This is a genomic window from Mycobacterium sp. SVM_VP21, from assembly GCA_024758765.1.
GTDB classification, from domain to species: Bacteria; Actinomycetota; Actinomycetes; order Mycobacteriales; family Mycobacteriaceae; genus Mycobacterium; species Mycobacterium heraklionense_C.
Map to the genome: position 1 here is coordinate 2301428 of CP101406.1, position 14740 is coordinate 2316167.

The 14740-nt window shown below is 66.1% G+C and carries 12 protein-coding genes; 8 read left to right on the forward strand and 4 right to left on the reverse strand.

What is annotated here, in order from left to right; translation table 11 throughout:
• Positions 1-33 precede the first annotated feature (33 nt).
• The 6 genes from NM962_10550 to NM962_10575 all read left to right on the forward strand — a co-directional run bounded on the left by NM962_10550 (position 34) and on the right by NM962_10575 (position 5761).
• The gene (locus tag NM962_10550) at positions 34-1038 is read left to right on the forward strand and encodes an acyl-CoA/acyl-ACP dehydrogenase (GenBank protein UVO14388.1); all 1005 of its coding nucleotides are present in this window, start codon (positions 34-36) and stop codon (positions 1036-1038) included.
• Positions 1039-2202, forward strand: a complete 1164-nt coding sequence (locus NM962_10555; protein UVO14389.1) for an acyl-CoA dehydrogenase family protein — start codon at positions 1039-1041, stop codon at positions 2200-2202.
• A gap of 14 nt (positions 2203-2216) precedes the next feature.
• The gene (locus NM962_10560; GenBank protein ID UVO14390.1) at positions 2217-3191 is read left to right on the forward strand and encodes a MaoC family dehydratase N-terminal domain-containing protein; all 975 of its coding nucleotides are present in this window, start codon (positions 2217-2219) and stop codon (positions 3189-3191) included.
• Positions 3188-3589: a MaoC family dehydratase gene (locus tag NM962_10565; protein ID UVO14391.1), complete on the forward strand. Its 402-nt coding sequence runs from the start codon at positions 3188-3190 to the stop codon at positions 3587-3589. The genes NM962_10560 and NM962_10565 overlap by 4 nt, the downstream gene beginning before the upstream one ends.
• An 8-nt stretch (positions 3590-3597) precedes the next feature.
• Positions 3598-4755 carry a lipid-transfer protein gene (locus tag NM962_10570; GenBank protein UVO14664.1) on the forward strand — a complete coding sequence of 386 codons (1158 nt, stop codon included), beginning with the start codon at positions 3598-3600 and terminating at the stop codon, positions 4753-4755.
• A 166-nt stretch (positions 4756-4921) separates the two neighbouring features.
• Entirely contained in the window at positions 4922-5761 is an 840-nt protein-coding gene (locus NM962_10575) for a hypothetical protein (GenBank protein ID UVO14392.1), read from the forward strand.
• A gap of 111 nt (positions 5762-5872) precedes the next feature.
• Here NM962_10575 and NM962_10580 read toward each other — a convergent pair whose 3' ends face one another.
• From NM962_10580 to NM962_10590, 3 genes are all read right to left on the reverse strand, one after another.
• Complete coding sequence (locus tag NM962_10580; protein ID UVO14665.1) at positions 5873-7363, reverse strand: PPE family protein; 1491 nt, start codon at positions 7361-7363, stop codon at positions 5873-5875.
• Between the two features lie 80 nt (positions 7364-7443).
• Complete coding sequence (locus tag NM962_10585) at positions 7444-8313, reverse strand: 3-alpha,7-alpha,12-alpha-trihydroxy-5-beta-cholest-24-enoyl-CoA hydratase (GenBank protein ID UVO14393.1); 870 nt, start codon at positions 8311-8313, stop codon at positions 7444-7446.
• 1 nt (position 8314) lies between these two features.
• Positions 8315-9997 (reverse strand): 3-oxosteroid 1-dehydrogenase, encoded by a 1683-nt coding sequence (locus NM962_10590; protein UVO14394.1) that lies wholly within the window; start codon positions 9995-9997, stop codon positions 8315-8317.
• 297 nt (positions 9998-10294) lie between these two features.
• Here NM962_10590 and NM962_10595 point away from each other — a divergent pair, with 297 nt between their 5' ends.
• Positions 10295-11521, forward strand: coding sequence for a cytochrome P450 (locus NM962_10595; protein ID UVO14666.1), 1227 nt, complete (start codon positions 10295-10297; stop codon positions 11519-11521).
• On the opposite strand, the gene NM962_10600 is transcribed toward NM962_10595, so the two are convergent.
• Complete coding sequence (locus NM962_10600) at positions 11522-13744, reverse strand: hypothetical protein (protein ID UVO14395.1); 2223 nt, start codon at positions 13742-13744, stop codon at positions 11522-11524.
• A 205-nt stretch (positions 13745-13949) separates the two neighbouring features.
• On the opposite strand from NM962_10600, the gene NM962_10605 reads away from it, so the two are divergent.
• Positions 13950-14735, forward strand: coding sequence for a 2-keto-4-pentenoate hydratase (locus tag NM962_10605; protein ID UVO14396.1), 786 nt, complete (start codon positions 13950-13952; stop codon positions 14733-14735).
• Positions 14736-14740 lie beyond the last annotated feature (5 nt).

Consider the following 14740-nt stretch of genomic DNA (forward strand, 5'->3'; position numbering starts at 1 on the left):
ACTGACGGCCTAGACGAATCAAGGAGGATTCGGGTGGATTTCACACCGAACCCGGAGCAGCAGGCTGTCGCCGATGTGGTGACGTCGGTGCTCGACCGAGACAACAACTGGGATGCGCTGGTAGCCGGCGGAGTCGCGGCGCTGGGCGTGCCAGAGCGACTCGGCGGCGACGGTCTGGGGCTGTCGGAGCTGGCCACCGCGCTGACCGGGATCGGCCGGCACGGCACCACCGGTCCTGCGCTGGCAACGTTGGGCCTGGGGTTGATTCCGCTGCTGGACCTGGCGTCCGACAGCCAGCAGGACCGGTATCTGTCGGGGGTGCCCACCGGCGCGGTGCTCTCGGCCGCGCTGAACGAGCCTGGTCGACAGCTGCCGGAGCACCCCAAGACCAGCTTTGCGGGCGGGAAGCTCAACGGCACCAAGACCGGTGTTCCCTATGCCCAGACGGCGACGTGGTTGGTCGTCACTGCTGACAAGGCGGTGGTGGTGGTCGCCCCGGACGCCGACGGCGTCACGGTCACTAAGACACCGACCTCCAACGGATCCGACGAATACGTGGTGACGTTCGCCGACGTCGCAATCGAGGACGCCAACGTGCTCGACGGCGCCAGCGTTGCTCGAGTCAACCAGTTGGCGCTGGCCGCCACCGGTGCGTTCGCGGCCGGGCTGGTGGCTGGCGCCCTGCGGTTGACCGCCGACTACGTTGCCACCCGCGAGCAGTTCGGCCGTCCCCTGTCGACGTTCCAGACCGTGGCCGCGCAGCTTTCTGAGGTCTACATCGCTTCGCGGACCATTGACTTACTGTCGACATCAGCGATTTGGCGGTTGGCCCAAGGTCTTGACGCCGACGATGACCTCGGCATCCTGGGCTACTGGCTGACATCGCAGGCCGCACCGGCCATGCGACTCTGCCACCACCTGCACGGCGGTATGGGCATGGACATCACGTACCCGATGGACCGCTACTACTCCTCGATCAAAGACTTGACCCGGCTGTTGGGTGGTCCGGTGCACCGCCTCGATCTGGTGGGAGCGTAAATGTTCATCGACCTGACACCCGAGCAGCGGGCGCTACAAGCCGAACTGCGCGAGTACTTCTCGACCCTCATCACGCCCGAAGAGGCGCAGGCGATGGAGTCGGATCGGCACAACGAGGCCTACCGTGCCGTGATCAAGCGGATGGGCAGCGACGGCAAGTTGGGCGTCGGCTGGCCCAAGGAGTATGGCGGCCTGGGATTCGGTCCCGTCGAGCAGCAGATCTTCATCAACGAGGCCAACCGGGCTGATATCCCGTTGCCGATGGTCACCTTGCAGACCGTCGGCCCGACGCTGCAGGCGCTCGGCACCGAAGAGCAGAAGAAGAAGTTCCTGCCTGGGATTCTTTCCGGCGATGTACATTTCGCGATCGGTTACTCCGAACCCGACGCCGGCACCGATCTCGCCTCACTACGTACGACCGCGGTCAAGCACGGTGACGAATACATCGTCAACGGGCAGAAGATGTGGACCACTGGCGCCCACGACGCCGACTACATCTGGCTGGCCTGCCGAACCGACCCGACCGCTGCCAAGCACAAGGGCATTTCGATTCTCATCGTCGACACGAAGGATCCCGGATACTCCTGGACTCCGATCATCCTGTCCGATGGGGCCCATCACACCAACGCGACGTACTACAACGACGTGCACGTACCCGCCGACATGCTGGTCGGCGAGGAGAACGGTGGCTGGAAGCTCATCACGACTCAGCTCAACCACGAGCGCGTCGGTCTGGGGCCGGCTGGTCGCATCGCCGGGATCTATGACCAAGTGCACCGCTGGGCGTCCAAGCCTGGTTCGGACGGCGTTACGCCGATCGAGCAAGACGACGTGAAACACCTGCTGGCGCAGATCAAGTCGATCTGGCGTATCAACGAGTTGCTCAACTGGCAGGTGGCAGCCTCTGGTGAGAACATCGCCGTCGCCGACGCTGCGGCCACCAAGGTGTTCTCCACCGAACGGATCCAGGAAGTCAATCGCCTCGCTGAGGAGATCGTCGGCAGATTCGGCAACCCGGCGGACCCCGAGACCGCCGAAGTCCTCGTCTGGCTGGACAAGATGGCCAAGCGCAACTTGGTGATCACCTTCGGCGGCGGCGTCAACGAGGTCATGCGCGAGATGATCGCCGCTTCTGGGCTGAAGGTTCCGCGGGTGTCACGATGAGTCGAGGAGAGGTGATGACCGACATTTCCTCCGGGATCGAGCAGATACTGGCGTCTGGTCGCAGCAAGCCACGGTCCGGCCGGGACCCGGTGAACCAGCCGATGATTCGGCACTGGGTCGACGCGATCGGCGACGCCAACCCGATCTACACCGACGAGGCGGCTGCGCAGGCGGCTGGGCATCCCGGAATCGTCGCTCCGCCGGCCATGATCCAGGTCTGGACCATGATGGGACTGGGCGGGGAGCGCCCCGCCGACGACCCGCTGGGCAAGATCATGGAACTGTTCGACGGCGCAGGCTATGTCGGCGTGGTGGCCACCAACTGTGAGCAGACCTACCACCGCTACCTGCGCCCCGGCGAGGAAGTCAGCGTCACCGCCGAGGTGACAGACATCGTGGGCCCCAAGCAGACCGGCCTGGGCGAGGGATACTTCGTCACCCAGAAGATCCGCTGGTGGGTAGGCGAAGAGAACGTCGCCGACATGAATTGGCGCATCCTGAAGTTCCTGCCCAAGGACAAGGGCGGTCAAGGCTCCGCACCGGCTGCTGTGCCCGAGGACCTGGACCCTGACAAGATGATGCGCCCGTCGTGGTCGCGGGACTCCAAGTACTTCTGGGACGGGGTGGCCGCACACGAGCTGCGCATCCAGCTCCGCCCCGACGGCAGCCTGCAGCACCCGCCGGTTCCCGCGGTCTGGAAGGACAAGACCGAGACCACCGACTATGTCGTTTCCAGCGGCAAGGGAACGGTGTTCAGCTACGTGGTGCACCACGCGCCCAAGGTTCCCGGGCGCAGCTTGCCGTTCGTGATCGCGCTGGTCGAGCTCGAGGAGGGCGTGCGGATGCTCGGTGAGCTCCGCGGGGCCGACGCGGCCGCGATAAAGATCGGAATGCCGGTTCGCGCAACCTTCCTCGATTTCCCTGCCAGCGATGTCGGTCCGGCGTGGTCTCTGTACGCCTGGGAGCCTGTGGAAGGAGACGGGGCATGAGCGCTGCGACTGTCGACGTGGGCACCAAGTTGCCCGAGCTGAAGATCTACGGTGACCCGACGTTCATCGTCTCCACGGCGATCGCCACCCGCGACTACCAGGACGTGCACCACGACCGGGACAAGGCTCAGGCCAAGGGCTCCAAGGACATCTTCGTCAACATCTTGACCGACACCGGCCTGGTGCAGCGCTACATCACCGACTGGGCCGGGTCCAACGCGGTGATCCGCTCGATCGGGCTGCGGTTGGGTGTGCCGTGGTACGCCTACGACACCGTCACCTTCTCCGGTGAGGTGACGGCGGTGGACGACGGCCTGGTCACCGTGAAAGTCGTGGGCAACAACAGTCTTGGCGACCACGTCATCGCCACCGCCACTCTCACCCTCGGGGAGCGTTAATGCCCGGCATGCTTTCAGGACAGGCGGCTATCGCCGGAATCGGCGCGACCGACTTCTCCAAGGAATCCGGGCGCAGCGAACTGCGTCTGGCGGCCGAAGCGGTGCTCGACGCCCTCGACGACGCGGGCCTGAAGCCCTCCGACGTCGATGGCCTGGTCACCTTCACCATGGACTCCAACCTGGAGACCGCCGTCGCGCGTGCCACCGGGATCGGTGAGCTGAAGTTCTTCTCCCAGATCGGTTACGGCGGCGGCGCCGCCGCGGCGACCGTGCAGCAGGCCGCCCTGGCGGTGGCGACCGGGGTCGCCGAGGTGGTCGTCGCTTACCGTGCCTTTAATGAGCGCTCGGAGTTCCGGTTCGGCCAGGTGATGACCGGTTTGACGGTCAACGCCGACTCGCGCGGCGTGGAGTACAGCTGGTCGTACCCGCACGGCCTGAGCACCCCGGCGGCATCGGTGGCGATGATCGCCCAGCGCTACATGCACGAATACGGCGCCACCAGTGCGGATTTCGGCGCAGTTTCGGTGGCCGACCGCAAGCATGCGGCGACCAACCCGAAGGCGTTCTTCTACGGCAAGCCGATCACCATTGAGGATCATCAGAATTCGCGGTGGATCGCCGAACCGCTGCGGCTGCTGGACTGCTGCCAGGAGAGCGACGGCGGGGTGGCGATCGTCGTCACCACTCCGGAGCGGGCCCGCGATCTCAAGCATCGACCGGCGATCATCGAGGCGGCCGCGCAGGCTGCCGGGGCCGACCAGTTCACCATGTACTCCTACTACCGCGAGGAGCTCGGCCTGCCTGAGATGGGCCTGGTGGGCAAGCAGCTGTGGTCGCAGTCGGGCCTGACGCCGGCCGATATCCAGACCGCGGTGCTCTACGACCACTTCACTCCCTACACGCTGATCCAGTTGGAAGAGCTGGGATTCTGCGGCAAGGGGGAGGCCAAGGACTTCATCGCCGGCGGCGCCATCGAACTCGGCGGCCGGCTGCCGATCAACACCCACGGCGGCCAGCTCGGCGAGGCCTACATCCACGGTATGAACGGCATCGCCGAGGGTGTGCGCCAGCTGCGCGGCACTTCGGTCAACCAGGTCGATGGCGTCGAGCACGTGCTGGTGACCGCCGGGACCGGTGTGCCTACGTCGGGTCTGATTCTGGGCTAAGCGCACTAGTCGCCCTCGCTTTCCCCGCCGAACGTGAAGTTGGCTTGACGCTGGGAGGTCGAGCGTGAAGCCAGCTTCACGCTGGGCAGGGTGTGAATCCGGCGGGGTGTGGATAGGTCAGCAGAGTGAAGTGACGGCCGGCGAGCCCGGGTGAGACGCTGCCGCCATGGCAGACCCGTTCATCGGCAGCGAGTCGGTTGACGCTGGACTGGTGACACCGGGGCAACTGATCACGGGCCACACCAGGGTGTTTCGTGATGTGTACCTGCGCAGGGATATCGAAATCACCGCGGTCGACCGGGCCAGAGCGGCGTGGCTCTGGTCAAAGCGGCAAGGTGTGGTCGCGGGTTTCTCGGCGTCGGCCCTGCACGGCAGTGAATGGGTAGACGTCGACAGGCCCGCCGAACTCATCCACGGGAATCGGCATCGCTTACCCGGATTGCTCATTCGTGGCGACGCCTTACGACTTGATGAGATCCAGGTGATTGGCGGGGTGCCGGTCACCACGCCGGCGCGCACCGCCGTGGACCTGGCCTGCTGGTATCGGACAGTCGAAGCGGTTGCGGGCCTGGACGCACTGGCTCGCTCCACCGAGTTCAAAGATGTTGACGTCCAACGGATTGTGGATCGTTGCGGGGGACGACGCGGCATCGTACGCGCGCGGGAGTCGCTGGTCCTGGTCGACGCTGGTGCGGAGTCGCCGAAAGAGAGCTGGCTGCGGGTCATCCTGATGCGGGCCGGATTGCCTCCGCCGGTAACCCAGATCCCGGTCTATGACGGCTACTGGCAGCCGTTCGCGGTGCTGGACATGGGGTGGCCGGAGGTGAAGGTCGCTGCGGAGTACGACGGTGACACGCATCGGACGGACCCCATCCGCTGGCGCAAGGACGCCAAGCGTCATGAGCGACTGCAACGCTGCGGCTGGATCGTCGTCCGAGTGTTGGCCGGCGACCAGGAAGCCGACGTGATCCGGCGCGTGCGTGCCGCCCTTGCCCGCCGAGCGTGAAGCTGGCTTCACGCTGGGGGGGCGGGCGTGAAGGTAGCTTCACGTTGGGCGGGAGGGAACCCGTACCGGGCGGGAGGGAACCCGTACCGGGCGGGAGGGAACCCGCAGCGCTCAATCGTTGGTGGGCTCGCCCCAGCTCTCGGGCAACAGCGGAAGGGTTGGCCCGTCGCTGAAGCCGCTGCGTGCCAACGTGGTCAAACCCGTTGCAGGCAGGCCCGGCTTAGCTTGCGCCGCAGCGAATCCCAGGATTCCGGCACTGCTTGCGGAGGCACGAGTCGCGACGTCGGGCCCCATATCGGGGGTGTCGTCGGCGTAGACGTAGATGAACTCGTCCGCGTGCCCGCGCGCATTTCGGCGCCGGCGGGCACGGGACCGATCCCGTGCGGCCGCAGCTGCGGCCGCCGCCTCGGCGGCTGCTTCCGGATTCTGTGCCTTCTTGACGGCATGAGCGCGGGTCGCAGCGGGCATCCGGCCGGTCGCACCGGGCGGACCGATCACATAGGGCGGGAAGAGTGCCGGGGTGCCGCTTGCCGGGGGAGCCGCGGGCGGTGCTGGCGCGGGCGCGGCGCTGGTGGTCGGTGCCGATACCGAACCCGCTGTGGTCGGTGCCGCAGCAGGGTTGGCGACGGTAGTGGACGTATTCGCTGAACCCACGGAGGCCAAGGGGTTTTCAGCGGGCAGGGCTTCGGCGGGCAGAACGGCCGGGGCGGGCTGAATCCCGGCGAGTCCGGCCAAGCGGGCTGCCCACCCCAGGTTGCCGATCGCCAGGCCCAGCGCGGGTTGCAGCAGCGCCGGCGCGAACTGGCTCAAGGTGGCGGCAAGCTGACTGGCGTGGAAAGTCAGGTCGGCCATGATGACGGGGAGATCTGTCAGCAGCGCGGCCGGGTCGGTCAGCAGGTCGTTGACGATGATCTTGGCCCACTCGCCCATTTCCCCGAATACGTCTTTCCACCACTCCGGGTCGGTCGGATCGAGGTCGCCGTCGTGGATCCCCTCGTGGTCGTGGTCGTGGTCGTGGTCGTGATCATGGTCGTGATCGTCGTGGTCGTGATCAGCCTCGGCGTGGTTGACGATCGGCGGTGCCACGGCGAGCTGTGGGGTCGATGCCAGCGCCGCGCCGGAGACGGCTTCGTAGGTGGCCATGGTGGTGGCAGCCTGGACCCACATCCGGACATAGTCGGCCTCGTTGACCGCGATCGGGATGGTGTTGACCCCAAAGAAGTTGGTAGCGACCAAAACTCCGTGGATGGCATGGTTGGCCGCCAGCTCCGGCATGGTGGGCATGGCCGCCAACGCACTGACGTAGGCTGCGGCCGCTGTTTCGTACTGAGATGCACGTGCGGCACTGTCCGCGCTGGCCGTCGCCAACCAGGCCAAGTACGGCAGGTGTGCGGCGAGATAGCGCTCGGCGCTGGGTCCCTGCCACGACGCTGCCTGGGTGGCTCCCAGCACCTCCCGCAATGCCTCTGCAATCGCGGTGTATTCAAGGCTCAGCGATGACCACGCGCCGGCCGCAGACAACAGTGGGCCGGGCCCCGGGCCGCTGCTCAGCGCCGCAGAATGCACCTCTGGAGGAGATGCCATCCATACCGGCGCCGTCATGACGATCACCATATCGAAGATGAAAGTCATTTTCAATTAGGTGTCGCGTGCGGGTGGCCGGCGGGGACGCCGGGGGATAGCTAGGCCGAAACAAGCTCCACATCGTTGAGGATGGCGGCGTCCTCACGCGAGGGCGCCACGACATTGCCCACCAGTCGATCGCCGTCTTTCCACAGCCGGGCCCGCAGCGTCTCGCCCGGGAAAACCACGCCGGCGAACCGGGCGCCGAAGGAACGAACCGCACCGGCATCACCGTCCAGCGCGGTGTCCACCGCCGCCTTGCAGGTCATGCCGTAGGTGCACAGCCCGTGCAGAATCGGCCGGTCGAAGCCCGCCGCGGCGGCGAACGCCGGGTCCGAGTGCAGCGGGTTGCGGTCGCCGCAGAGCCGGTAGAGCAGTGCCTGCTGCGGGGACACCGGGATGTCGATCTCGAAATCCGGTGCCCGGCCGGCAAGGGCGCTTGCCGCCGAAGATGAAGTCGGTCCGCGCTCGCCGCCGAAGCCGCCCTCGCCGCGGGCGAAGATGGACCGGTGCTGGGTCCACAGTGGCGTGCCATCGGTGCTGGTGACCGAGGTCTCCAGCACCACCACCGCGGCCTTGCCCTTGTCCCACACCTCGACGATCCTGCTGATCGCGCGGGCGCTGCCCGACGGCGGCAGCGGTGCCGGCACGGTCACCTTCTCCGAGGCGTGCAGGATCTTGGCCAGGTCGATCTCGACTCCGGGCCAGCTCACCTTCGGCGGGTCCACCTCGTTGAACGAGGCCGCGACGCAGCCGAACGTCGGCAGCACCTGCGGTTTGCCGTCCACGACGTAGCTCAGCTCACGCGGGTCCATCGGGTCCGAGCCGGCGCCCAGTGCCAGGTTGTAGAGCTGCACATTGGTTGCGGTCCAGGAGAATTCGACCTGGCCGAACTCCGCCCCCAGTGCGACGTCGAGATCGATCGCCATGTCAGGCCTTTCCAGCGATGTCGAGGGCGGCCAGGTAGCCGAACGTCATGGCGGGTCCGATGGTGCCGCCCGGTCCGGGGTAGGTGTGGCCCATCACCGGTGCGCTGACGTTGCCTGCCGCATACAGGCCCGCGATGACGCTGCCGTCGTCGCGCAATGCCCGGCCGTTCACGTCGGTGCGGATCCCGCCCTTGGTGCCCAGGTCGCCCGGCACCATCTTGGCCGCGTAGAACGGGCCTTGCGCGATCTGGCCCAGGTTCGGGTTCGGCTTGTTGGTCGGGTCGCCGTAGTAACGGTCGTAGGCGCTCTCGCCGCGGTGGAAGTCCTCGTCCACGCCGGTGCGGGCGAACTCGTTGAACCGCTCGACGGTCGCGGCCAATGCGGCAGCCGGAACGCCGGTCTTGGTCGCCAGCTCCTCCAGGGTGTCGGCGGACACGATCACGCCGGACTCCAGCCATTTCTTCGGAATCCGTTGGCCCGGCTGCAAACCCGCGAAGATGAAGTTGTTGCGGTAGCGCTGGTCGAAGATCAGCCAGGCCGGGATGTTCTCGCCGGGCCCGGCGCCCTGGCCGTATTGGCCGCCGTACATGTGGTGGCAGGCCTCCACATACGGCATCGACTCGTTCATGAACCGCTTGCCGGCCATGTTCACGATGATCGATCCAGGTGAGTTGCGCTCCGACAGTGCGAACCACGGCGACCCGGGCAGCGGCACCGTCGGGCCCCACCAGGCGTCCTCCATGATGTCCAGGGCTGCACCGAGCTTCTCGCCGGCCAGAATGCCCTCACCGGTGTTGGCCTTCGCGCCCACCGTCCACTCGGTGGTGATCGGGGCGCGCTGGTACTTCACCCGCATCTGCTCGTTGTGTTCGAATCCGCCGCTGGCCAGGATGACCCCGCGCCGGGCGCGGATCAGCTGGGGCTCCGCCGACTCGGCGTCCTGTGCGCCGCGGACGTAGACGCCGGAGACCACGCCGTCTTCCACGTAGAGATCGGTCAGTGCGGTGTTGAGCTGCACCGGAACGCCGGCCTTGCGCAGGGCGAGGCGCAGCGGCGCGATCAGGGCGCGGCCCATGCCGACCAGGTTCTTGCCGGTGGCCTGGGCCCACATGGTGCGGGCGCCGACCTTCAAGCTGCGCAGCACCCCGCGCGGGTGGCGCTTGAGTTGGTTGAGGCGGACGTAGTCCTGCTGCATCACAACGACGTTCAGCGGCACCTTGCCGTAAGCCGGCTCGAGGCCATTCATGTCGGCGCCCAGCTTCTTGGCGTTGAACGGCTTGGGCTCGATCGAGCGGCCGGTGGGCTTGCCGCCGGGCTGCTCGGGGTAGTAGTCGGCGTAACCCGGGACCCAGCACATCTTCAGCGGCGAGTTCTTCAGCACGAAAGACAACATCTCCGGGCCGCGCTGCAGGTAGGTGTCGATCTTTTCGGCCGGAACCACATCGCCGACGATCGTGTGCAGATAGGTGCGGGCGGCCGCGGCGTCATCCTTGACGCCCGCGCGCTGCAACACCTCATTGTTGGGGATCCATACGCCACCACCGGAACGAGCGGTCGAGCCGCCGTAGTGGGCGGCTTTCTCGATGACGATGGTGGACAGTCCCTGGTGGGCGGCAGTGAGGGCGGCGACCAACCCGGCGCCGCCGCTTCCGACCACGACGACGTCGTATTCCTGTTCGGCCATGTAGAACACGTTATAGAATTGCCCCGCCCGGGCGCCAGTTGGCTGGCCTTATTGCTCCGGCGACCTCCGTACAACTGTTCCCTACCCTGCTGGTAGCCCCTCGGTTCCGGCCAGGTCGGGCCGACCGTTCGGTGCAGTAGAACGTGTTTCAGTTTTGTCCTGAATGCAGGGTCTTTCTGCCCTTCCTCCTGAGGTGAAGGCATGCTTTACTGACGCGAGAACGTATCGTTTTCTCCTGCGGATCAGTAGTGAGGAGTTGTCATCGTGGCCAGCCCTACTATCTCGTCAGCCACCGGCATCGCGGCCGGTTTCGACCTCACCGACCCGGAAATCTACGCCGAGCGACTGCCCGACGCGGAGTTCGCCGAACTGCGGCGCAGCGAACCGATCAAATGGATCGCACAGCCCGACGAGAAGAGCGGCGGCTTCAAAGACGGCGGCTACTGGGCGATCACCCGGCACGAGGACGTCAAGGAGATCTCGCGGCTCGACGACGTGTTCTCCAGTGAGCGAAACGGCGCTATCCCGCGCTTCCATGACGAGACGCCCCGCGAAGCGCTCGACGCCCAGCGGATCCTCATGCTCAACCAGGATGCGCCGCACCACACCCGTCAGCGCCGGATCATCTCGCGCGGTTTCACCCCGCGCCACATCCTGCCGCTGCGCGACCAACTGGAACAGCGGGCACAGGCCATCGCCAAGGAGGCCCTGGCGAGGGGCACCGGTGACTTCGTTGTCGAGGTGGCCTCCGAGTTGCCGTTGCAGGCCATTGCCGGGCTGATGGGGGTGCCGCAGGAGGACCGCGGCAAGTTGTTCAACTGGACGAACCAGATGACGTCCTACGACGACCCGGAATACGCCCACTATGACCCCGCGACCTCCGCGATGGAGATCATCGCCTACGGCCTGGAGTTGGCCGAGCAGAAGCGGAAGAACCCCGGTAGCGACATCGTCACCACGCTGATCGAGGCCGACATCGATGGCGAGAAGCTCAACGATGACGAGCTGGGCTACTTCATCATCCTGTTGGCGGTGGCCGGCAGTGAGACCACGCGGAACTCGATCACTCAGGGCATGATGGCCTTCACCCAGTTCCCGGACCAGTGGGAGCTCTTCAAGTCCGAACGCCCCGAGACCACTGCCGACGAGGTGGTCCGCTGGGCCACCCCGGTGACCTCATTCCAGCGCACCGCCACCCGCGACCACGAGCTCAATGGCACCTTGATCAAAGAGGGGCAGCGGGTGGTGATGTTCTACCGCTCGGCCAACTTCGACGAGACGGTGTTCGACAAGCCGCAGGAGTTCAACATCTTGCGTGACCCCAACCCGCATGTCGGTTTCGGCGGCACCGGTGCGCACTACTGCATCGGCACGCATTTGGCGCGGATGACGATCGGGCTGATCTTCAACGCGATCGCCGACCACATCCCGGACCTCAAGCCGCTGGAGAGCCCCGAGCGGTTGCGGTCGGGCTGGCTCAACGGGATCAAGCACTGGCAGGTGGACTACACCGGCGGTAGGTGATCAGAAGCCACCGGTGTTGCAGCGGGCGAAGTAGGGCAGGCTTGCCAGCGGGGCTGACACGGTGGCCTCCGACGGTCCGGTGTAGTTCCCGTCGCTGTCTTGCCGGTTCCAGCAACCGGGCGGGAAGTACACCTTTCGCGAGGTGGCGCCTTGGGTGACGACCGGGGCAACCAGAACATCGGATCCGATCATCCACTCCTGGTCCGCTGCCCACGCTTGCCGATCATTGGGCGCGGCCAGCCACACCGGCCGTGACAGTGGCACTCCCGTGCTGGCAGCGGTGGCCCAGGTGGCGGAGATCAGCGGAATCGCTCGGCGGCGCAGTTCGGAAACCTGCCGGAAGATATCCACGGTCTCCTGGTCGAAGTCCCACGGCATGTGGGTTCCGCTGTGCGCCCCGTGCAGCCGCATGATCGGGGAGAGCGCCGCCATCTCCGACCAGCGCACCAGCAGTTCCTTGGTGGTGGCCCCGGCCAACAGATCCTGATAGCCGCCGATATCGGTGCCGTAGCCGTAAGCGCCGGCGAGGCCTCGGTTGAGCATGTCCGGGATCAACGCGCCGAGCCCGGAGGCTACCGAGAAATCCGTACTCTCATCGCCCGGAAAGTTGCCGCCCTCGTAGCCGGTCGACCCGGTATAGCCCGCGCGGTTGTAAAACCAGATGCTGCGGCCTGGATGTGACTGCTCGTAGGCGTCCACCGCCTCGCGGACCACCTGTTGGTACAGCGTCGGGTAGGCGTTGTGCATCGTGGCGCCGGTCTGCCCATTGGCGAAATGCATGTCGGGCAGGGTCTGTTCGCCGAAGTCGCTCATGAAACCGTCTGCCCCGGTTTCCAACACCTCCCTGACCGTGTGCTGAAACCATGCTTTGGCGGCGGGGTTGGTGAAGTCGATGACAGCGGACTGCCCGCCGATCGCCGTGTTGGGTGAGCCGCAGATATAGGGCTTGCCGTTGGCGTGAGTCGCCACGTAGTTGTTGGCCACCGCGTACCGGTAGTCCGCCGGGCTGGTGTTGCGCAGCGGATCCATGCTGACGAAGCTGCGCACGTAGAGCAGCACGTGAATTCCGTGCGAACCGAACTCGCTGATCAGTTGGCGCAGCACGGTCGGGTCCAGGGTGAGCCAGGCCTCGATCCGGTAGGCGGTGACCGGCAGGTTGTAGGCGAGGATGTTCGCCAAGTCGCTGCGGATAACCGCCGCGTAGTCGTTCCCGGTCTGCCCGGTGACGATGCGGCGATCCAACTGTGTGCCCAGCGCCCATGCCGGCGGGACACGATGACGGCCGTTGGCCGCGCTGAGCGCACTGATCACCTGTCCCGGGTCGCCGACGGCGACCTCGTAGTCCAAGTGGGCGGCGGCGACGTTGACCTGCCAGGCATCCGGGCGATCCGAGTCCAGGTGCCAGTCGGCGAGCTCGGACTGGGCCAGCAGGAAACCGTAGCCCGCCGTGGACACGAACTGCGGCTGCACGTAATAGGCGGACTGCGGACCGCCGGGGAACAGATAGTGCGGGCCGCCTGAGCTGGCGAACAGGACATTGAACAGCGGTGACAGTGGTCCGGCGCCGACGTTTGCCTCCTGGACCCAGTTGGCGAATCGTGCCCCGCGCTGGTCCAGCCCGCTGTGCACGCCGCCGAAACCGGCGAACCGTTCGCCGGATGGGGACGCGAAACTGTCTCCCATCGCGACGATCCCCTGCGTGCTGCTGGGCACGACCGAAACCCGCAGCCGGCCGGAATCCGCGCTGAGCGTCACGGCCAGGGTTCGGCCCGACGGGTCGTCGGTACTCAGTGTCAGTTCCTGCCCCTGTGGCAGTGGGCGCGTGGAAAGCACACCGGTGGCCGCGTACTGCATGCCGCCGGTGCCGGCCTCCCACAGGTCACCCAGCCACAACGGGCTGATGGGAAACGGGGTCGCCGACGAGGTGCCCACCGTGAAGGTGAACGGGGTGTACCGGGTGGGAAACAGCCACTCGGAGGGGGTCACACCCAGCGGCTTCGCCGACTCGTTGTGGACCAGCCGTGGCCCACCGTTGCCGGGTACCTGCGTCAATACCGGTTGGCCGGAGGAGTTGAGGATTTGCATGGCAAACGGCGTCTGGGTGATCCGCACGGAAAAGCCTGGGCCGGGAACAGTGATGTCACTGGTATCCGGGAGCGCTGCGGGAGGTGGCACGATTGACAGTGCGACGGAGGCCAGGGCGATGCTGGTCATGATGGCCATCGACCGCACGGCGCCTCCGGAGTTTTAAAAAGTTGACTGTTGTCCCGACAGTTGTGTTATCGGCAGATCCTGGCGGGTACAGGTCACGTCCGGGCCGCTCCGGGGCTACGGCCTCGTCTCAGTTTGCGGTTTTAGAACACGTTATAGAATTGCCGCTGAACGGCTCGTTTCATCCGCTCAACACCACCCGAGGGGACCATCGAAGATGCTCAGCGCTCAGATCCGTGAGGAACTCGCTGCCGAGTTGGCGCAAGCGGAGCGGAGTCGGGTTCCGATCTCTCCGTTGACGGCGGCTCAGCCCGGCATCGACGTCGTCGACGCCTACGAGATCCAGCTGATCAACATCCGCCAGCGGATCGCCGAGGGCGCCCGCGTCGTCGGGCACAAGGTCGGCCTGTCCAGCGAGGCGATGCAGCAGATGATGGGCGTCGACGAACCGGACTACGGGCACCTGCTCAACGAGATGCAGGTGTACGAGGACAAGCCGGTCAAGGCGTCGAACTACCTCTACCCCCGGATCGAGGTCGAGGTGGCGTTCATTCTGGCCGAGGACCTGCCAGGCGCGGACTGCACCGAAGAGGACGTGCTGGCCGCCACCGAGGCATTCGCCCCGGCGATCGAACTGATCGACAGCCGGATCAGCGACTGGAAGATCAAACTCTGCGACACCATCGCCGACAACGCCTCGTCGGCCGGATTCGTGCTGGGCACGCAGCGCGTCAAACCCGGTGACATCGACATCAAGAACATCGATGCGGCGCTGACCAAGAACGGCGAGGTGGTCGCGCAGGGCCGCAGTGACGCGGTGCTGGGCAACCCGGTCACCGCGGTGGCCTGGCTGGCTCGCAAAGTGGAAAGCTTTGGGGTGCGGTTGAAGGCAGGCGACATCGTCTTGCCGGGCACCGCGACCCGGGCCATCGACGTACACGCCGGCGACGACTGTGTCGCCGACTTCACCGGACTGGGTTCAGTCCGGCTGGTTTTCGCATAGATTCC